The organism is Leptospirales bacterium (assembly GCA_019694655.1).
GTDB lineage: Bacteria > Spirochaetota > Leptospiria > Leptospirales > Leptonemataceae > SSF53.
Window position 1 is genome coordinate 203,728 of record JAIBBN010000004.1, and the last position, 18,044, is coordinate 221,771.

Sequence of the window (18,044 nt, forward strand, 5' to 3'; positions counted from 1 at the left end):
GCGCCGCATTGCGGACTGCCAGCCAAAAAAGCGGCGCGCTCTCACCGCTAAGCGTCAGCTGCCGTAGATATCGCCCGGATATTCAGCCGGCGCTCGCACGCGGTAATGCATGATCACTGTCTTTTTTTCGCCCGGCCGCAGCTCCACGTTCCAACGGTATACGCCGCTGCCGCGCTCGGTCTCCTCGGCGCCGGCAGTCGTTTCCGGGAGCAAATCTACTTTGACGCTGGCTACGTCGGAGACGGGCGCGCGTTCATAAAGCCGCATCCTTTGCGGCTGCTGGCTTTCGTTTTCCAGCGTCAGCTCCACGCGAGTGTAGAAGTAATGATCGCTGGTCAGCGGGCCTACGTCCTCCCGTCGGCGACTCAGGCTGCGCAAAGTTTTCACACTGCGGTCCGCGCCAAGGCCGGCGTTGAAGCTGGCCCCGGGCGCAGTATAGCGTACGGTGGAGCGGCCTACGAAACCGGAATTGCGGAAGGCCTCCGCCGGGCCGCTGAGCAGCGGAAAATTGCGTGAGTTGCGCAGCTTGAGCGCCAGCGCCGGCGTCAATTGCAGGGCGCCTGCATAGTGCAGGTAGCTCTCCGTTGGCGCCTCCGTAAATTCGGCAATCATCACCCGACGGCTCTCGCGGCTGGAAGGCACATCACTGCGCCGTGGAATGCGAAATATTACCGATTCTCCGGAGCGCTCCAGCTCCGACAGGCCGCCGGTCTGCTGCTCCAGCGGCGCTTCGCCGCCGATGACGTTTTGTTCCTGGGCGCGCGCATCTTCCACTGCGGCAAATTCAGTCCGCGTCTGGACCTCGCGGGCCGAAATGTAAAGCGGTCGTAAGAAATCGCGACGCGCGCCGCGCGCTGGCTGCGCCGTAGAGAGCGAGAGCGAGACGTTGCGCCAGTCCTCGCCGGTTTCCTGTCGGATGACGCCGTAGTATTCAATGCGCACTTTGCCGTCAGTTCCAAGGTGCAGGGCGTAGCTGACATTCCAGCTGGCGCCCGGTATTACATAGGAAAAGCCAAGGTTGCTATCCTCTGCGGCCAGGCTTTGCACCGTGATTTCAACCACGGAATAGTTTTGACCGGCCTGCGAGCGCAGCTGCTCAAGGTTGCCGCGCAAAATCCCCAGCTGATCCTCCAATCTGGCTGCCGTTTCGTCCGACTTCTGGATTTCGGTTTGGGCATTCATCCGCCGCTGCAAGAGGGTGCGATAGGCGCCGCCCCAGCGGCCCGGGTCCTCGCCTGCCGCCGGCGCCTGACGCGAAATCAGCGCATTCAAAAATTGTGCGTAGCGATCAATACTTCCCAGGTCCAGTCGCAGGCGCGCGGACTGTTCGCGCTGTTCGTCGCGCGAGCGTTCCAGCTTGCGAATCTGCTCTTGCAGGCGACGCACCTCTGGATTTTCCGCTTCGTTGCGTCGTTCCAGGCGCCGGCGAATTCCCTGTACGATCAATTTGTCGCTATCGGAGAAGGCGCGCAGCGAGTCGGCGTCCAATGCGGCTGGAGCGCCCGGGAAGAGCAGCGTGTGCTTGCCGGGATTCAGATGCAGGCGCGAAGAGCGCGTAACCAGCGCACGATCGGGGTAGACCAGCGCTTCGGTAATTGGCGCCTGATAGGCCGGCGTCGAAGGACGGCCTTGAGCTACAAGCAGGCCTGGCGTCGCCGCCGCCAGGAGAGTAGCAAGTAACAGGCAACTTGCAGTGCGATTTACCATTGCGGGGCGCCTCCCTCGGCTTCGGCCGGCAGTACGTCGGCCGGATGACGAATTTCATATCGAATCGTGATTGTCTTTTGCTCGCCGGCGCGCAGCGAAAGTCGGTAACGGATCAGTCCGTACTCTTCTTTGCGCTCCGCCGGGGCCTCGCTGAATTCTGGAGCGCTGATGCGAATCCTTTCATCCGAGGAAACGGGTAGTCGTTCAAACAAATCGAGCTGAATATTGTTTCGCTTTTGATTGTGAATCTTGATCTGAACTTCGCGACGTAAAATGCGCTGCGTGCTGATCAATCCGCCGTCCTCGCGCTGATCGGTCACGTGACGCTGGATGCGAATGTCATCCACAGCGCCAAGGTGCACCGGAAATTCAGCAGCGGGGCCCACTGTGGCAATGCTTGCTTCGCCCACATAGTCGCGGTTGTGGAAGATAGCGGCCGGGCCGGCCAGCAGCGGGCCGCCGGCGCTATTGGCAGCTCGCCCTACCAGAAAGGCCAGTTCGCGCCGCTCCGGCGCAGCCTCGTAGCTCAAAGTCAGCGGCAACTCGCGCGATTCCAGCAGGATGCGCGTAAAGCCGGGTTCGGAGGGTGCGCTGTCGCGTCCGGGCGCCTGGTAAGCGACATCAAAGCCGCGCGCCGAGCTGGAAGGCGGCGTCAGCGATCGCATCATGCCCTGCAGTTCCAGCATGTTCAAGGCCATGCGCCGCGTTTCCAGCGAACGGCGCAGGTCTTCGGCAAAGAGTCCCTGATAGCGCGGGTCCAGCGAACGAACACGTTCGATGATAGCTTCGCTTTGAACCAGTGCGCCCTGAAAGTCATCGCGAGTGACTGCCTGATCGCGCGCCTGGACAGAGCTCTGGATGCCGCGCAGTGCATTGCCAGCGGCTTCATTGCGCTGATTGGCCTGTTCTTCCTGTACCAGACGACGATTTTCCATAAAGTAAGCGTTGGAGCGATTGCGCTGCGACTGCAGACTGCCGTAGCCCCCGCCGCCGGGACCGTTGCCTGCCTGGCCGTCGGCAAAGCTATCGATGGCTTCGTCGGCGGCTGCTTCCGGCGCCGGCTGCATCGGCGCAGTACTGGCAACTGCGCCAGAAGACACGGCAGGGGAATCCTGACGTCGACCCGAGCGACCGCTTTCGCGCTCCAGGTCGTCAGCCACCACGCGTTGCTGGATGCGCCAGGTGGGCAGCTGCGCCAGATCGCCGGATTCGCGCGGGTCTGCCGCGGAGAATCGCAAGCGGACGTTGTCCCAATCCTCTCCGCTCTGATTCTTGAGAAGTGCATAGCTGCTGAGCTGCATGTGCGTCTGGCTGCCGGAACTATCGACGCGAGCAGTGTAGATGGGAAACCAGGCGACGCCGCCTACGGTGTAGCGTAGCTCCAGCTGAACGGGGCGCGAGGCATCGCAACGTTCCGGAGCGCACTCAATGGCAATGCTGACCTGCTTGCTTTCAATGTTGCGGGCATCATGATAGCGATCGGCGACAGCGATTGCCACCAGCAACTCCTCGCGCGCCAGATCGATAGACCCCAGCAACTCGCTGACCGCAGCCTGGTTTTCGCGCAGCGAATTCTGGATAAAATCGAGCGTGCGCGTCCAGCGGCCGGAATCGACGGGCGCGCGCCAGGCGGGGTCCTCTGGATCTTCTGGGACGCGCGCCACCTCCAGCTGCGAGAGTTGCTGGGCCTCTTTCTTGAGCGCCGCATAGCGGTCGGTCAGTCGACGCAGATTGCTCTCTGCGGTCTTCAATCGTTCCTCGGCCTGACGCGCCTCATCTGAGAGAAAACGTTCGCGGAAAGCGCTGCGCACGGCCACTTCCTGGATGCGGAGATCATTGCGATCAAAGGCAACGCGCACGCTGGAATCATCCAGCTGCGGCGTAAGTTCATTGATTCGCAGAACATTCTGGCCGGCGTGGATCCGCAATTGCACCCGGCGCGTGACAACGGCCTGATCGCTGTAGACCTGCACCGAGTCGATGCCGGCCGCTACTGCCTGTTGCTGTTCGCCCTGCGAGAGCAAGGGCGCTGCCAGTAGAAGGCCGAGTATGGATACAAAACGGGAGGGGCGCACAACCCTTCGACGCAGCGGTAGTTTCATGGTTCACACGACCACGCCGCAGCCGCCAAAATCTGGCAAGTTTTCTGCAAAGCCCGCCAGGCGCGCTTTGCAGCACGGGATCGTCGGCTGCTTGAACGCGACCCAAAACCCCATCCGTGGGGTTTTGGGACGAACGGAACGGTAATCAAAATTCATTGCATCGCCATCGGCAATGGCGAATTCCCTGGAGAATTCGCACGAATTTTTCAACCGTTCCTCACATTCGCTTTGCGAATGGCGCGACCTCCTGTCGCTAAGAGCCGGTTTTGAGACCGGCGCTCAGGGCGCTGCCGGGCGTCGGAGCTCTGGGGCGCGAAAGCAGGCCAATCAAAAGAAAGAAGCCGGCGCTCAGCAGTCCCAGGACCATGAAGATGGCGCCTACCAGCGGTCCGGCGCGGCCCTCAAAGGAGTAGCTGTAGCCGCTTTCTGCGACCTCTTTCACATACACCGCCTGCGTCAGCTTCAGGTCGGGAAAGATATCCTGAATGTGTTTTTCCAGGTCTGAGGCTGGCGAAAAGCTCCCGACGCGAAGTAGCATCGATTCCTTCGTTTGTGCTTCCTGTGGAATCAAACCAACCATGGCAAAGCCGGCTGAAGACAACATCGCCACACGCTTGTGGTCTACGCCCGGAAAGGCCAGATATTGGCCTTCTGGCGCATAGCGAAGCTCGCGACGCATGGTGCGCAGCCGCCAGGCGGGACCGGCAATCAGCGGCGTAAAGAGCTCCCTGAGTTTTGCATTGCCTTCAGCGCCTTGCTGCAGCGGCGCATTTTGCTTTGTCTCATAACGGTAGACAGAGAGCGGATAAAGCAGGGCAACATTGTTTACACGGTAGGTTTGGCCGCTCACCGGCGATTCCATCATCTGTTCGAAACTCACGGCCTCCGGCGGATGATCCCAGTCCCTACGAATCTGCTGGTAACTCTCGCTGCTTACAATCAGCGCAGCGATTCCAACAACAGTAAGCAGCGCCAGTCCCCCCAGCGTAAGCATTGCAATCGAAAGAAAACTGCTGCCCGAGCTGGCCGACGGCGAACGACTTGCTGCGCCGCCGCCCTGGCTCTGGTATCCAATCGCAGGCTGTGAGGAAGGCGGCATATTGCCGGAGGCTGTGGCCACGGGTTGCTTTTTCTGGAGCCGCGCCTGCAAGAATAAAAAGGCCTGTGCAGGTTGAACGCCGGCCGCTGCCGCAGTACGCTGGCAGGCATCTTCAATGCTGCCGCCGCCGTTTAGGACTTCCACCAGGATCGACTCCTGGGCGGCGATACGCTGGATTTCATCGGCGCTCAGCGTGGGCCGGCGCGCGCCTACCGGCGGCGATTGCAGATCTCTGGTTCCAATGTAGCTGAACAGCGTGGCCAGCAGATAGAAGGGCGTGACGATGAAAGATATGACGCCCCACCAGCCAGCGAAGAGCGTTGTGAGAAAATAGCTGCTGAACAACGAATCCCGGCAGGGGCGACAGACCGCGCCCTCGAAAGTCTGGTACTGGCGCATCACCAACAGACCAATGTTTTTCTTGTAGCTGACTTTCGCCAGAGGGGCCTCGATGCCACAATTGATGCAAAACATGGGCGCTAATGAGGTCGGCGCCTTCTTGCAGTCAATCGGCTTTTGGCGCTGCAAGTGTGAAATTCGCATCTACGTCGAGCGGCCGTTCGGCGAAGCCTGGAAGCGGAGGATGTAACATGATTCTCAGGTATTTTCATACAGAACGAGTCGAGAGCCTGTTCTTCGTAGCGGCCGGCGCAATGGCAATCGCGCTGGCGCTCTGGTTCTGGTTTGGATTGCGCAAGCCCTTTGCTCAGGGCGCGGCGATCCCGCTGGCGCTCATCGCGTTGATTCAGCTGCTGGTGGGCGTTACCGTTTTTGTGCGAACGCCGGCGGATATCGCCCGGGCCGATCAAATCGTAAATCATGAGCGTGCGCGATTGGCCAGCGAGGAAATTCCGCGCATGGACAAGGTTATGCAGAATTTTGTCTATTACCGCTGGACTGAAGCGGCGCTGGCCGGCGTCGCACTGTTCTTGCTGCTTGGCCTTCGCGAATTTCCTTTCTGGAACGGACTGGGGGCCGGCCTGCTTGCACAATCAATTCTGATGCTCTTTCTTGACTTCTTTGCTGAGCGCCGCGGCGCAGCCTACCTGGAATGGCTGCAAGGGCTTGCCGGATAATCGCCGTCTGCGCTGCAGGCGTAATAGAGTCGGATGACGCGACGCAAGCGTCGATGTTTTGCAAGCCTGTCGATGGCGGAACTGACGGCGCTGGCGCGAGCTATCAGCTACCACGAATGGCGACCGGAGCTGCGCTGCGCGGATTCGCTGGCGCATCGTTTTCTGCCCTGGCCATTGCGCGCGGCCATCGCCCTGCGGCCGCTGCGTCGCCTGATTCGACTCTATGGAAAACTATGCTATCCAGGCGCTTACGAATACGTTGCCGTTCGTACACAAATCTTTGACGAGGCCGTCGCTGCCAGCGAATTTCAGCAACTTGTGATTCTGGGCGCCGGGGCCGACAGCCGCGCCTGGCGATTGACTTTGCCGCCCGAATGCCGGGTCTTTGCGGCGGATCATCCGCAGGCCCTGCAGCGCCGCTGGCGGCAGCTGCAGTCGCTCTTTGCCGAGAATGCGCGACCGGTACGTACGGCGGCGATCGACCTTGACCAGGAAGATCCGGGCAGGGCGCTCGTTGAAGCCGGATTCGACGCGGACAGGCGCAGCCTCTTCCTGCTGGAAGGAGTGACCATGTATCTGGACGCTGCAAGCGTATTGCGGCTGCTTGCTTTTGTCGGCAATCGCTGCGCCGCCGGCAGCGCTATCATCTTTGACTACGCAATTGCCGACGCCCTGCACGGCGGAGGCGACTATCCTGGTTTAGGTCCTTTGCTGCGGATCAGCGCGCGCAAGGGCGAGCCGATGCGCACGGGCTTTGATCCGCTGGAACTGGTTCAGCGCCTGGCCCAACTCGGCCTGGAGCTGGAGTGGATGCGCACTGCGCAAGATCTGCGGAGCGGCCTGGAGTCCGCCGCAACGCAGTCGTACTCCTTGCCTGGCTTCTATGGCCTGGTCAGGGCCCGGCGTCCGCAATGAAATCGGCCCGCGCACAAAGCTTGACGCCCCGGCGCGCGCAATCTGTCCTGAAGGGCGCGCTTGCAGGAATATGTCTATGACTGTTGGCCGAGTCCTCATCTTGTGCATCGTTGCCAGCGGGGTGTGCATTTCGGCCCCCGCCTGCATTCCGGCCGATCTGTGCCAGAACAGTGATTCCAGTTGCAACAGTTTTGCCCTCTACGCGCTATACGGAATCCAGAGCCAGGCGGCGCCCTGCAATCCCTGCCGGGTCTTTTTCACCAATGCCACCACCACCGGCGGCGTTGGCGGAAAGGTCGGCGCCGATGCCTTTTGCATGGCCGATACCGCGCGTCCCTTTGTGGCGACGTTCAAGGCGCTGCTGGTAGATCCAACCAATCGCAAGGCCTGTAGCACTGGCTTGTGTAGCGGAGATCCCGCCGAACATGTGGATTGGGTAATGTATGCAAATACTCAGTATTTGCGCAGTCCCGATGGCCTATCGATTGGCGTTACGGATGCTGTGGGTCTCTTGACAGCACAGTCCGCGCCAATTGCGACCGCAGCACAGAATGCCTGGCTGGGCATGTTTACTAACTGGATTCCCAATCCCGGAAACAATTGTACCGGATGGACGGATGGAACAGGCGGGGTTTCTGGAGCTAACAAGGACTTGAGCGCCACGGGCCTGGACAATACTATCAACAATGCATGCAGCAATACTTTTGCGCTACTCTGTGTGCAGCAGTAGGTCGGCGCGAGGCTATAGGGTTCTGATTCTCCAGCGGAGGATTCTTGCCTGGTTTCGACGATGACAGCAGAATTTTCGGAAGAATTGCGGGGGCTGTGGACGGCGCTGCGCCACTTGCTCCACGAATTTGGTCTGATTCAGGATCGACTGGACCCGGCGCGCCTTGGCGAATTCCGCAACCGTCTGGAACTCGCCGCCTCGCCCTTGCGGGCTCAACTGCAGTCTCCAGGCCCGACTTTGCGCGATCAGGATCAAGCAGCGTATGCCGCGCTCAGCCGCTCGGCAACTCAGGCCCTGCAGGGGGCGGCGCGCTTTGCCGCCGCCGGCGATGGCCAGCGCGGTCTATTGCAGGCCTTTCAATCTTTGCGCTCCGTGGCCCGCTCCCAGGAAATCCTCTATGCACTGGCCGGCGTCTCCAGCGAAGTCAGTCGCTTCTTTCTGACTCCTGAGCTCAGCGACGATGCTGAGCTGCTGGATGCACTGCGGCGATCCGCCGGCGCGGCAGCGGAGGATTTCGGCGGCGTCCATGCTGTGGATCATGAACGCGGCAAGCGCGGCGGCTACTCCGTATATGTTCCTGAGTACTACGTAGCATCCCGGGACTGGCCATTGATTGTCGCCCTGCATGGCGGCTCCGGCCATGGCGCCGATTTCTTGTGGAGCTGGCTGCGCGAGGCGCGCACTTTTGGCTGCATTCTGGCGGCCCCCAGTTCCCAGGATCGAACCTGGTCGCTGCATCGACCGGGCGTCGATGCGGCTGCGCTCAATGCAATGCTGGCTTCGATTTCCGAACGCTGGAATATTCGATCGCAGCGCATCCTGCTGACCGGCATTTCCGATGGCGGCACCTATGCCATGTTGCTGGCGACTGCAAAGCAATCGCCCTTTACGCACTATGCGCCGGTGGCCGCAGCAGTTCATGCGCTGCTGGGTCGCGACGGCGAAGCGGCCGTTCCACTGCGCGGATGCAAGGTGTATGATGTCCACGGCGCTCGGGATTGGATGTTTCCGGTCGAGCATGCTCGTCTGGCGGCTGAGGCCCTGCAGCGCGCCGGCGCCGAGCTGGTCTATAAGGAGATCGAGGATCTCTCACATAACTATCCGCGCGACGCGAATACCGGTATTGTTCGCTGGTTCCTGGATCGCGGATGACTTTGGCCGTCCAGGCGACGCAAAGCGAGCAAGTAGCCCGCCGCGCGGCCGCTGGCAACGAACCGGCGGCCGGGCTGGCGCCCAGGCTAAGCCTGGGCCAGGATCTGCTTCACTTTTTCGCCAATCAAGTCGCGGATTTTACGAAATTCTTCAGGCGCCATCTCGCGCGGGTCAGGAATTTGCCAGTCTAGGCGCTGCTTCGCCGGAATCCAGGGGCAGGCATCGCCACAGCCCATTGTTACCACGCAGTCAAACTCAATGGCCGGCAAATCGTTCAGCGATTTCGAGGCGTGAGTTGAAAGATCATATCCCAGCTCCTTCATAGACTCGACAGCCTTCGGATTCACTTTCCCCGAAGGTCTGGAACCGGCGCTGTAGGCCTCTACATTCTCGCCGCCATAGATGCGGGCAAACGCCTGGGCCATCTGGCTGCGATTGGAATTTTCTATGCACACAAATAGCAGTCGCTTCAAATCATCCTCCTCAGGCCGCCGCTGTCCGCGCTGCGCGTCGATTCTTGATATATAGCGCCAGCTTCACCAGCAGGATCATCACGGGCACTTCAATGAGAGGGCCAATGACTGCCGCGAAGGCCTGGCCTGATTCGATGCCAAAGCAGGCAATGGCCACTGCAATCGCCAATTCAAAGTCGTTGCTTGCCGCGGAAAAGGCTACAGCGACTGCGTCATCGTGCGCCGAACCCAGTGAACGAGCCGAAAAAAAGGTCAAGAGCCAGAGCAAAGCGAAGTAGACGATGAAGGGAATGGCGACACGCAGAACATCAAAAGGCTGGGATACAATGACTCTTCCTTTGAGGGAGAACATGACGACGATTGTGAAGAGCAGAGCGACCAGGGTCAACGGACTGATCTTTGGCGCCAGCACCGCATCAAACCATGTGCGCCCTTTGGTCTTCAACACGACGTACCGCGTAAGGAAGCCGGCGATAAAGGGAATTCCCAGATAGATGAAGACAGTTGTGGCAGACTCCGTCATCGAGATAGAAGCAGTCGACGTCGACCCCAGGCCGAAGAGGCGCAATCCAAGAGTCAGAAACAAATACATATAAACCGCATAGAAAAGAATCTGGAATAGCGCATTTAACGCGACGAGCGCCACGCCAAGTTCTCTATTGCCCTGAGCCAGGTCGTTCCAGACGACAACCATGGCGATACACCGCGCCAATCCGACAAGGATGACTCCGGTCATGAGGTCCGGCTTGTCCCGGAGCAAGAGGACGGCCAGGAGAAACATGAGTGCGGGTCCCAGTAGCCAGTTCACGATCATCGAGAGAGTGATCAGTTTTCGCTGCCCCAGGCGTCGGCCGAGATCCTCATAACGCACCTTGGCCAGCGGAGGATACATCATGACAATCAGTCCGACGGCAATCGGAATCGACGTGGTCCCCGCCGACAGGTTTGCAATGGAACTGGCGAACGCCGGGGTAAGATGGCCCAGCAGAATGCCAAGCGCCATAGCAAGAAAAATCCAGAGCGTGAGCCACCGGTCTAATGTTCCCAATCCGCTCGTTTTCACTTTCAAGATCTTCTCCTGTTGCGCGCCGTCATCCTCTGGCCTGGCCCAGCATAGAATTTAGCGAACAATTGCTCTGCATCGCGCCAGCAATCGCCATTGATGCAGTATTTGATTCGCGGCGGTTCGTTACAGGCCTTGATGAGGCCAGCTTTGAGCAGAACTTTAAGGTGCTGGGAGAGCGTTGATGCGGCGACTGGAAGGCGGTCGGCCAGGCTTCCCGCATAGCAGCCCGCTGTTTCCGCGAGCAATCTGGCGACCCTGATCCGGATCGGATGTCCCAATGCTCTGGCATACAGTGCAAGCTTTCTGTCTTCGATCTTTGGCACAAGTATTTCGTTATTCGTAGAATAACGAAATACGCTTTGCAGATACAGGGGAGGGAGGAAAGCTCTTTTTGCGTATCAAACAGGAATTTGGCTGGATGTCGGCTGAGCTGCCGCTACTGCGCAGATCTGCAATCCATCGCAGAGCGACCCATGGGGAGGCCGCCTCTCAACATCCATGTCTCTGGCGGCACTTGTCCATCCATGGACATCGCAAGCGCCCGATGCTTTGCATCGGGCGGAGGTTCAAGGGAATCGCGCGATCAACTGTGAGTCGAACCGCAAGCGAAGTGCAGTTTGCAATTGCGCCCAGGAGAGGCGCGAACCCGCAGAGCGACCCATGGGGAGGCCGCCTCTCAACATCCATGTCTCTGGCGGCACTTGTCCATCCATGGACATCGCAAGCGCCCGATGCTTTGCATCGGGTGGAGGTTCAAGGGAATCGCGCGATCAACTGTGAGTCGAACCGCAAGCGAAGTGCAGTTTGCAATTGTGCCCAGGAGAGGCGCGAACCCGCAGAGCGACCCATGGGGAGCGATGCGCCCGATGCTTTGCATCGGGCGGAGGTTCAAGGGAATCGCGCGATCAACTGTGAGTCGAACCGCAAGCGAAGTGCAATTTGCAATTGTGCCCAGGAGAGGACTTGAACCTCCACAGGATTACTCCCACTAGTACCTGAAACTAGCGCGTCTACCAATTCCGCCACCTGGGCAGGTGCGAAGAGCCATGGACGCACGCCTCGCCGGAGGGGCAAGTCTTTTGCATTGGCGGGGCGCAGCTGCGCGTCAGAAGGAGAGGGTGCGTGTGGCAATTGCATTCACGATGGCCGTGCTGGCCGGCGAGAGCGCCACGCGCCAATCGCTAACAAGTCCCGTTGTCGAGTAGAGAAAGGTTCCATTGGCGCCGCCGGCCAGAAAGCCGCTATCGCTGCAAGCGATGGCATGGAGATCTGCGCTGCAGCCGCTGACAGCAAAGGGCGCCGGATCATAACTCTGTCCATTGGCGCTGACGCTCAGTTCGCAGGCTGTTCTCACGATAACAAAGCGTCGGTTGTGGCAGTAGGCCGCAGCAAAGGGCGCGCCGGCTACGCCGCCAAAGGGAACCGGCGTCGCGCTGGTCCAGAGTCCGGCGGCGTCATCGCTCCAGCGACCGACCGGACTGCCGCCGCTTGCTCCGCCCACCAGCAGTCTTGCCGTGCCATTGATTTCCGGTCCATTGACCACAAAGGCCGGGTCCAGGCCGATGGCGCTGCCGATGGTATTCCAGGAACCAAAGGGCGTGCGCGCCTTGGTCAGCTGTGTTTGTTGCTGCATGGCAACAAACTGGTTCAAGCGAGGAATGTAGGCGATGGACTCGATGGAATTTGCCGCTGTGGCCGCCCCGTCCATGTAATTGAGATTGAGCCAGCTGCCGCCGCCATCCGCCGAGTACATGGATTCGTATCCGCCAGCAAAGCCCTTGCCGACGATGGTAAATACGCCGCCGCCAAAGGCGATTCCGGTGAGCGCGGCGCTGGCGCCGACACAGGAGAGCTGCGTCCAGCGCTCGCCGTCGCGCGACGTCCAGAGGCCGCAGGTATTTCCGCCACGATCGCCGACTGCGACGAAAAGGCCTCCGGCATAGGTCATGGCGTTGACTGCGCCGGCGCTGCAACCGGGCAGAGCATTCAGCGCCGTCCAGTTGCGCCCGTCGAAGGAACGCCAGATGCTGCAGTTTGTGCCGCCGGCCATGTACAGCGGCGGGTACTGATAGAGCAGGCTGGCCAGAATCTGACAGTTGACATCATTGCTGCTGCATACATCAGAATCGGCGCAGGCGGCGCCGCCGAGGCCGGCCGTCAGCGTTAGAATGAGGGCGATGGGAAGAAGCCTGCGCATAGGGCCGCGGGGCGGCGCCTTCTCCTGCCAGGCCCGTCGCCGCCGGCAAGCCCGAAGCGAAAAAGCCGCGCGGCGCAGCGGAATTTCGTCGCTGACGGCGCCGATCCTTATATTCAAGTGACCTCAGCGTTATGAGCCAACCGCCTCGAGCCGATGCCAGCCCCCGACGCGCTCAGCTTGCGCGTCAGACAAGCGAAACCGATATCCGCATGGGCATCGATCTCGACGGGACCGGTCGTTACCAGCTGGACAGCCAGATTCCGTTTTTTGACCACATGCTCAGCCACATCAGCAAGCATGGCCTGATCGATCTGGAACTCTGGCTGCGCGGCGATACGGGCATTGATTGCCACCACTCCGTGGAAGATACGGCGATTGTCTTTGGCCAGCTGTTGCGCGAGGCCCTGGGCGGCCGCGCCGGCCTCTGCCGCTACGGCCACTTTACGCTGCCGATGGATGAAACGCTCTGCACCGTTGCCGTCGATCTGGGCGGTCGTTTTCATTTCAGCTACCGCGGACCGGATTCAATCAAGATGGGCAAGTTCGGCATTTATGATGCCGAGTTGAGCCTGGAGTTTCTACAGAAGTTTGCTATGCATGCGGCAATGAATCTGCACGTCGTGGTTCATCAGGGCGACAATCGCCACCATATCCACGAGTCGGTTTTTAAGGCCCTTGGACGAGCGTTGCGTATGGCGGCGAGCATTGATCCGCGTCTGGATGGCGCGGTGCCATCGACCAAAGGACTGCTGGATTAGGAGCCTGCTGCGATGCGCGAGGTGCTTGTCGTCAATTACGGCATGGGGAACATCCATTCCATTGTGAAGGCGCTGCGCCTTTACGCCGATGCTGTTCACTTCAGTGCAGATCCAGAGCGCATTGCTAAGGCCCCGGCCCTGGCGCTGCCTGGCGACGGCGCCTTTGCCGCCGCGATGCAGGGGCTTCACGGCGAAATTCGCGCCGCCTTTTTGCAGCGCGTGGCTGAAGGCGCTCCGACACTTGGCGTTTGCATAGGATTTCAGATTCTGTTTGAGAATTCGGACGAGGCGATCGGCGCCGCCGCAAACACCACTGACGGACTGGCCTTGATTCCCGGACGGATTCGTCGCTTTCGGCCAGCCAGCGCCGAGGTGCGCGTGCCGCATATGGGCTGGAACGAGGTGCGCTTTGTCGATGGCGCCGCCGCCAGCATGTACTTTATACATTCCTATCGCGCCGAAGGGGTGCCGCCAGAGTTTGTGGCCGGCGTAAGCGAATACGGAGAGGAAAAGTTTCCGGCTGTCGTGCAGCGCGGAAATCTGCTGGCCACACAGTTTCATCCCGAGAAGAGCGATCTGGCAGGCCTTGCTTTTTTGAAGCGCTGGGTAGCGAGTCTCAGTTGAAGGTTGGCCTCAGAGTTTCAGTCCGGCGAAGTTGAACCAAATGAGTTATCGTTTTCAAGTCATACCAGCCATTGACATTCTTGATGGCAAGGTGGTGCGCCTGCATCAAGGGGACTACGGGCAGACCCGCGACTATCGTCGCGATCCGGCCGAACAGCTGCGTCAGTTTGTGGAGCAAGGCGCAGAGTTGATACACCTGGTGGATCTCAATGCCGCTCGCGATGGCGATCGCGCCGTCAACCGTGAAAAGATCGGCGCGACCTTGCAGGCGGCGCGCGAGTGCAAGGTTCGCGTTGAGCTGGGCGGCGGCCTGCGCGATTTGAGCAGTATCGAGGCGATGTTGCAGCTTGGCGTCGACCGCTGCATCCTGGGCACCGCTGCCGTAAAGCAACCGGAATTGGTGCGCAGCGCCGTCGATCAATTTGGCGCCGAGCACATTGTCGTTGGCGTCGATGCGCTGGATGGACAGGTGCGCGTTTCCGGATGGGAAGAGAGCAGCGGCGTTAGCGTCAGCCAATTTCTGGCGCAACTGGAAGTGCAGGGCTGCACAGAGGTGATCTTCACCGATATTTCGCGCGACGGGGCGCTGGCCGGCCCGGCGCTTTCAGCGCTCGAAGCGGTGCTGGAGTGGAGCGGCATGCGCATTGTTGCCTCCGGCGGCATCAGCGCCCTGTCCGACCTGCAAACGCTGATCGACCTGCGTCATCCGCGGCTGGTCGGAGTGATTACCGGCAAGGCAATCTACGAGGGAAAACTCGACCTGGCCGAGGCCCTTCGCCTGGCATCCGCCGTCTGACTCTGGCGGATGCAAAGCGAAAGCTCAATCCCAGATGAAGAGCCAGCGCACTCCGCGGTAGAGTCCGTAGAGCACCCAGCCCAGGGGCCCCGGACGCGTCTCCTGTTCCTTGATCTGCAGCGCCAGTTCGATACGCGACATGGACACGCGCTGGTTCATGTCGCGTAGACGCGCTTCCATGCTTTCCAGTTCATTGGTGACGCGCTGTAACTCGCGCTCGATGGCCAGAACATCTTCCACCTTCTGGGCGCGCGATAGCAGTTCGTGCAGACGTTGCTTGAGTTTTCTGGCGTTCTCGATGCGAATATTGAGATCGGCATGCGCTTCGGTCACATCCTGAATCGTCACGCGCCGATCGACAATCTCGCCCAGCGCTTCCAACTCGCGCAGCGTCTGATCAAAGGCGGCGGACGGAACGGAAATCGTCAGACTGTAGCGGGATTCGGCCAGCACCAGGCCGCCGCGATCCTTGACCAGCTGACGGGCGCGATCCAGCACGCCGGCGCTGGCCTCGTCGGCGACACTGAGATAGAGGCTTGCGCTGCGGATCAGCAGTCGCTCCGCCGGGCCAGAGGCGCCGCCGCGGTCCTGGTCGGCGATCGTATCCGAGGATTCTTCGCCGGACTGCTCTGCGGCGCGAAAGCCCGGGGCGTAGCTGCTGCCGCTGCTGCAGGCAGCCAACAACAACAGACCAAACAACGATAGAGAAAGGCGTAACGGGCGATGATGCATGCTCATGAGACGTTGCCGCACATTGCTGAGTTCTTTGCAAGCACGACCTTTTTGGCGGCGCAGGACCTCCCACGCACTCAGTGAATTCGATGGGGCGCCCAGACGATCGTTTCAATCTTGCGAGCAAAGAGCAAATGCGGCGGCCCTTCGAGGTGAATTCCCAGCGCCTCGGTCATGGAGTTGCGCTCGATCTGGGCGCTGGCTCTCTGCAAGGGCCATGGCGGATGGTGGACCTCGGCGCGAAACAGGCGACCATCGCGACTGCCGGCATAGAGACAGTAACGTTCGGCCAGAAAATATTCCAGACTGCCCGCCTGCGCCTGAAAACCTGCGTCGGCTGGAGCGTAGTCCGCCAGAAATTCTCCGCCGCCGGCGCGCCGGTCCCGTCGTTGCGCGTGGTAGCGAATGCCTTCGCCTGACCGGGCAATAGAGATATGCGAGTTGAAATAGTTTAAGTAAAACCACTGCCGCGCAGCAGCCACCGCCAGGCGATTGTGTGCATCCAGGCTGAAAAACCAGACGCCAGGTTTGCCTCCATGGCGAACGTAGCTGCGCACATTGATTTCTGGAAAACGACTGAGACCCGGCAGCGGCGGCGTAGCGCGCAGTCGAATGCCGCTCATCCAGAAGGGTACGACGGCAATCCAGGCTCGTCCCTCTGTATCTTGATCGATTTCCAGCGGTTCAGGTATCAGCGCGCGCAGCTGCTTTACAGGGACCGGCCAGTGCGCAAAGAGCAGATCATGCCAGTTCTGACGCATGATCCAGGGACCCGGCGGCAGAGCATAAGGCCGATGCGCACTGGATTGCAACAGGCGGCCGGCCGCTCTCATTGCATGCGCTCCAGATTGCCAATACGCATAATCATCTCAGTGAACATTTGTAGATCAAAGAGAAAATTCTCTTTAGTCTTGAATTCATTATCATTGTGGCCCATATATTTTTGATCCGGAAAGGAGGGTCCAAAATTGATGCCATTGGGCAGTTCGCGAGCCGTGGTGGCGCCGGCCGAAGATATTGGGCGACCTTCCCGTCCGCTAACGCCGCTATATACCGCAAGCAGAGTCCGAACCCAGGCGCCTTCAGGATTGCGCATCAATGCATCGACCTGTTGGTACTCCATTTGCAATTGCAACTGCCGCCGACGATTGAACCGATCCACCGCAGCCTGAGCCAGAGCGATCGTTTCTGTAGCGCTGCGACCGGCCGGCAGTCGAGCATTGGCGCCAAGCTCGACGCTGCCGTCCTCCCGGCCTTGAATCTGTGTCAAAGCCAGGGTATAGGGCCCCATCCAATCATGGTCCATTTGTAAATCGAGACCTCGCCCCAGGTAGTCGCGTCCAAAGAGCTCGGTTGCTGCGCAGGCCGCCCGGCTCCAGGTGTCATCGGCGCTCAGCTGATTCTTGCTCAGGACGCAGGCAAATTCCAGCAGCAGCGGCAGCGCGTTCTTACCCTTCTGCGGCTCCATTCCATGAGCTGAAATTCCGTAGGCGCTGGCCAGCAAACGATCGCCGACGCTGCGCAGCTCCAGACGTAGATCCTCATCGCCGGCAATCCCCTCGGCCAGCTGCCGGACACGATCAAGCAAGGCATCAGCTGCGGCGCCATCGGCTGTTTGCCATTCGCCGGCAGCCTGTCCCGGAACCTGATTGATGGCCGGTGCGCCTTGCAGGCGTCTTGTGTAGAGCGGCGCTGAGCGGCTGTTGCTTGCTGCGGGGGCCGGAACCCGCAATCGCAATGCGCCAAAACCCTTTTCCGCCACCACCACCGGATAGGCGCTATCCAGGCCAATATTGTAGGGAGGCAAAGAGTAGTGATCTTTATAGTATCGGATGCCCTCGCCGCCGGTCTCTTCCGTTGTCTCTACAAGCAATCGCACTCCGCGACGCAGGTTCAATCCAGAGCTGCGGGCGGCGCCCATGGCATGGATGGCTGCGACAATGGAACATTTGTCGTCTTCTGTTCCGCGACCATAGAGCCGGCCGTCTATCTCGCGCAGCTGAAAGGGATTGAGCGGCGTTCCGTCGGGCAATCCCCAGGTCTGGGCAATTGCGGGGACAACGTCGACGTGGGCATACATGCCAAACTCTTCGTCGCTCTGTCCACGCAGGCGAATCTCAAAAATGCGGTTTTGACGGTTGAAAAATTGCAGGCCATTTTCCCGGGCCATGCGCTGCAGCTCTTGCCCGGCCTTGATGATTGCCGGATTCTGGTATGGCGCCAGACCATCGCGGCGATAGGTCGGCAGAGCAACAAGGCGCGCAAGATCATCGAGCATGTGCGCGGCGCGCGAGGTGCGCGCTTGAAGCGCCAGCAAGCGATAGAGCGTTGTTTGCTGTTCCGGCTGCAGGGCGTCGCCGTGCTGGTAGCGCCGGATGGTCTGGCTGACCATGGGCGGCGCTGGCAATTGCAAGCTGCTGGAAAGGAATGTAGCAAAATTCAGGGCTGGCTGTCTTTCAAAATGCAGGCGCAGAGGCCGCAGATCATCGCCGTGCGGCGCTTGCTCAGGACCGCAGTGCAGTGCGGCGCAGGCTGAAAAGAGAAAGGCTGCCAGCTGATTATCGAATGACCGGATCCAACGCCAGCTCACGCTCCCGTTGTTGGTCGCGCAGCGTTC

Annotated in this window: 18 protein-coding genes and 1 tRNA gene; 7 read left to right on the top strand and 12 right to left on the bottom strand. The window is 60.1% G+C overall.

Annotation, left to right across the window (positions count from 1 at the left end; translation table 11 throughout):
* Positions 1-54: 54 nt before the first annotated feature.
* From K1X75_08680 to K1X75_08695, 4 genes are read right to left on the bottom strand one after another with little or no spacing between them, the layout of a single operon-like run.
* Positions 55-1,707, bottom strand: a complete 1,653-nt coding sequence (locus tag K1X75_08680) for a mucoidy inhibitor MuiA family protein (protein MBX7058131.1) — start codon at positions 1,705-1,707, stop codon at positions 55-57.
* Positions 1,701-3,809 carry a DUF4139 domain-containing protein gene (locus tag K1X75_08685; protein MBX7058132.1) on the bottom strand — a complete coding sequence of 703 codons (2,109 nt, stop codon included), beginning with the start codon at positions 3,807-3,809 and terminating at the stop codon, positions 1,701-1,703. The genes K1X75_08680 and K1X75_08685 overlap by 7 nt, the downstream gene beginning before the upstream one ends.
* A gap of 3 nt (positions 3,810-3,812) precedes the next feature.
* Positions 3,813-4,019, bottom strand: coding sequence for a hypothetical protein (locus K1X75_08690; protein ID MBX7058133.1), 207 nt, complete (start codon positions 4,017-4,019; stop codon positions 3,813-3,815).
* Positions 4,020-4,062: 43 nt separating this feature from the next.
* On the bottom strand, positions 4,063-5,451 hold the full coding sequence (locus K1X75_08695; protein MBX7058134.1) for a hypothetical protein: 1,389 nt from the start codon (positions 5,449-5,451) through the stop codon (positions 4,063-4,065).
* A 47-nt stretch (positions 5,452-5,498) separates the two neighbouring features.
* Here K1X75_08695 and K1X75_08700 point away from each other — a divergent pair, with 47 nt between their 5' ends.
* The 4 genes from K1X75_08700 (at position 5,499) to K1X75_08715 (ending at position 8,781) form a co-directional block, all read left to right on the top strand.
* The gene (locus K1X75_08700) at positions 5,499-5,984 is read left to right on the top strand and encodes a hypothetical protein (protein ID MBX7058135.1); all 486 of its coding nucleotides are present in this window, start codon (positions 5,499-5,501) and stop codon (positions 5,982-5,984) included.
* Positions 5,985-6,056: 72 nt separating this feature from the next.
* The gene (locus K1X75_08705) at positions 6,057-6,899 is read left to right on the top strand and encodes an SAM-dependent methyltransferase (protein MBX7058136.1); all 843 of its coding nucleotides are present in this window, start codon (positions 6,057-6,059) and stop codon (positions 6,897-6,899) included.
* Positions 6,900-6,975: 76 nt separating this feature from the next.
* Entirely contained in the window at positions 6,976-7,629 is a 654-nt protein-coding gene (locus tag K1X75_08710; protein ID MBX7058137.1) for a DUF1554 domain-containing protein, read from the top strand.
* A gap of 60 nt (positions 7,630-7,689) precedes the next feature.
* Positions 7,690-8,781: a hypothetical protein gene (locus K1X75_08715; protein ID MBX7058138.1), complete on the top strand. Its 1,092-nt coding sequence runs from the start codon at positions 7,690-7,692 to the stop codon at positions 8,779-8,781.
* Between the two features lie 86 nt (positions 8,782-8,867).
* On the opposite strand, the gene K1X75_08720 is transcribed toward K1X75_08715, so the two are convergent.
* From K1X75_08720 to K1X75_08740, 5 genes are all read right to left on the bottom strand, one after another.
* Complete coding sequence (locus K1X75_08720) at positions 8,868-9,254, bottom strand: arsenate reductase ArsC (GenBank protein ID MBX7058139.1); 387 nt, start codon at positions 9,252-9,254, stop codon at positions 8,868-8,870.
* 10 nt (positions 9,255-9,264) lie between these two features.
* Positions 9,265-10,257, bottom strand: a complete 993-nt coding sequence (gene arsB, locus K1X75_08725; GenBank protein ID MBX7058140.1) for an ACR3 family arsenite efflux transporter — start codon at positions 10,255-10,257, stop codon at positions 9,265-9,267.
* Positions 10,258-10,319: 62 nt separating this feature from the next.
* Positions 10,320-10,643: a helix-turn-helix domain-containing protein gene (locus K1X75_08730; protein MBX7058141.1), complete on the bottom strand. Its 324-nt coding sequence runs from the start codon at positions 10,641-10,643 to the stop codon at positions 10,320-10,322.
* 625 nt (positions 10,644-11,268) lie between these two features.
* Positions 11,269-11,352 (bottom strand) — tRNA-Leu (locus K1X75_08735).
* A 73-nt stretch (positions 11,353-11,425) separates the two neighbouring features.
* On the bottom strand, positions 11,426-12,517 hold the full coding sequence (locus K1X75_08740; GenBank protein ID MBX7058142.1) for a hypothetical protein: 1,092 nt from the start codon (positions 12,515-12,517) through the stop codon (positions 11,426-11,428).
* Positions 12,518-12,648: 131 nt separating this feature from the next.
* Here K1X75_08740 and K1X75_08745 point away from each other — a divergent pair, with 131 nt between their 5' ends.
* From K1X75_08745 to hisA, 3 genes are read left to right on the top strand one after another with little or no spacing between them, the layout of a single operon-like run.
* Positions 12,649-13,275: an imidazoleglycerol-phosphate dehydratase gene (locus K1X75_08745; protein MBX7058143.1), complete on the top strand. Its 627-nt coding sequence runs from the start codon at positions 12,649-12,651 to the stop codon at positions 13,273-13,275.
* Positions 13,276-13,287: 12 nt separating this feature from the next.
* Entirely contained in the window at positions 13,288-13,899 is a 612-nt protein-coding gene (hisH, locus tag K1X75_08750) for an imidazole glycerol phosphate synthase subunit HisH (GenBank protein ID MBX7058144.1), read from the top strand.
* Positions 13,900-13,939: 40 nt separating this feature from the next.
* The gene (hisA, locus tag K1X75_08755) at positions 13,940-14,695 is read left to right on the top strand and encodes a 1-(5-phosphoribosyl)-5-[(5-phosphoribosylamino)methylideneamino]imidazole-4-carboxamide isomerase (GenBank protein MBX7058145.1); all 756 of its coding nucleotides are present in this window, start codon (positions 13,940-13,942) and stop codon (positions 14,693-14,695) included.
* Positions 14,696-14,719: 24 nt separating this feature from the next.
* Here hisA and K1X75_08760 read toward each other — a convergent pair whose 3' ends face one another.
* From K1X75_08760 to K1X75_08770, 3 genes are all read right to left on the bottom strand, one after another.
* On the bottom strand, positions 14,720-15,433 hold the full coding sequence (locus K1X75_08760) for a DUF4349 domain-containing protein (GenBank protein MBX7058146.1): 714 nt from the start codon (positions 15,431-15,433) through the stop codon (positions 14,720-14,722).
* Between the two features lie 71 nt (positions 15,434-15,504).
* Positions 15,505-16,260, bottom strand: a complete 756-nt coding sequence (locus tag K1X75_08765) for a DUF2071 domain-containing protein (protein ID MBX7058147.1) — start codon at positions 16,258-16,260, stop codon at positions 15,505-15,507.
* Positions 16,257-18,017, bottom strand: a complete 1,761-nt coding sequence (locus K1X75_08770; GenBank protein ID MBX7058148.1) for a dipeptidase — start codon at positions 18,015-18,017, stop codon at positions 16,257-16,259. The genes K1X75_08765 and K1X75_08770 overlap by 4 nt, the downstream gene beginning before the upstream one ends.
* Between the last annotated feature and the right edge of the window lie 27 nt (positions 18,018-18,044).

Bases quoted from the DNA above. Each gene is read 5' to 3' on its own strand.
- K1X75_08680 (MBX7058131.1), bottom strand. From the start codon at position 1,707: ATGGTAAATCGCACTGCAAGTTGCCTGTTACTTGCTACTCTCCTGGCG.
- K1X75_08685 (MBX7058132.1), bottom strand. From the start codon at position 3,809: ATGAAACTACCGCTGCGTCGAAGGGTTGTGCGCCCCTCCCGTTTTGTA.
- K1X75_08695 (MBX7058134.1), bottom strand. From the start codon at position 5,451: ATGCGAATTTCACACTTGCAGCGCCAAAAGCCGATTGACTGCAAGAAG.
- K1X75_08700 (MBX7058135.1), top strand. From the start codon at position 5,499: ATGATTCTCAGGTATTTTCATACAGAACGAGTCGAGAGCCTGTTCTTC.
- K1X75_08705 (MBX7058136.1), top strand. From the start codon at position 6,057: ATGGCGGAACTGACGGCGCTGGCGCGAGCTATCAGCTACCACGAATGG.
- K1X75_08710 (MBX7058137.1), top strand. From the start codon at position 6,976: ATGACTGTTGGCCGAGTCCTCATCTTGTGCATCGTTGCCAGCGGGGTG.
- K1X75_08715 (MBX7058138.1), top strand. From the start codon at position 7,690: ATGACAGCAGAATTTTCGGAAGAATTGCGGGGGCTGTGGACGGCGCTG.
- arsB (MBX7058140.1), bottom strand. From the start codon at position 10,257: ATGGCGCTTGGCATTCTGCTGGGCCATCTTACCCCGGCGTTCGCCAGT.
- K1X75_08740 (MBX7058142.1), bottom strand. From the start codon at position 12,517: ATGCGCAGGCTTCTTCCCATCGCCCTCATTCTAACGCTGACGGCCGGC.
- K1X75_08745 (MBX7058143.1), top strand. From the start codon at position 12,649: ATGAGCCAACCGCCTCGAGCCGATGCCAGCCCCCGACGCGCTCAGCTT.
- hisH (MBX7058144.1), top strand. From the start codon at position 13,288: ATGCGCGAGGTGCTTGTCGTCAATTACGGCATGGGGAACATCCATTCC.
- hisA (MBX7058145.1), top strand. From the start codon at position 13,940: ATGAGTTATCGTTTTCAAGTCATACCAGCCATTGACATTCTTGATGGC.
- K1X75_08760 (MBX7058146.1), bottom strand. From the start codon at position 15,433: ATGAGCATGCATCATCGCCCGTTACGCCTTTCTCTATCGTTGTTTGGT.
- K1X75_08765 (MBX7058147.1), bottom strand. From the start codon at position 16,260: ATGAGAGCGGCCGGCCGCCTGTTGCAATCCAGTGCGCATCGGCCTTAT.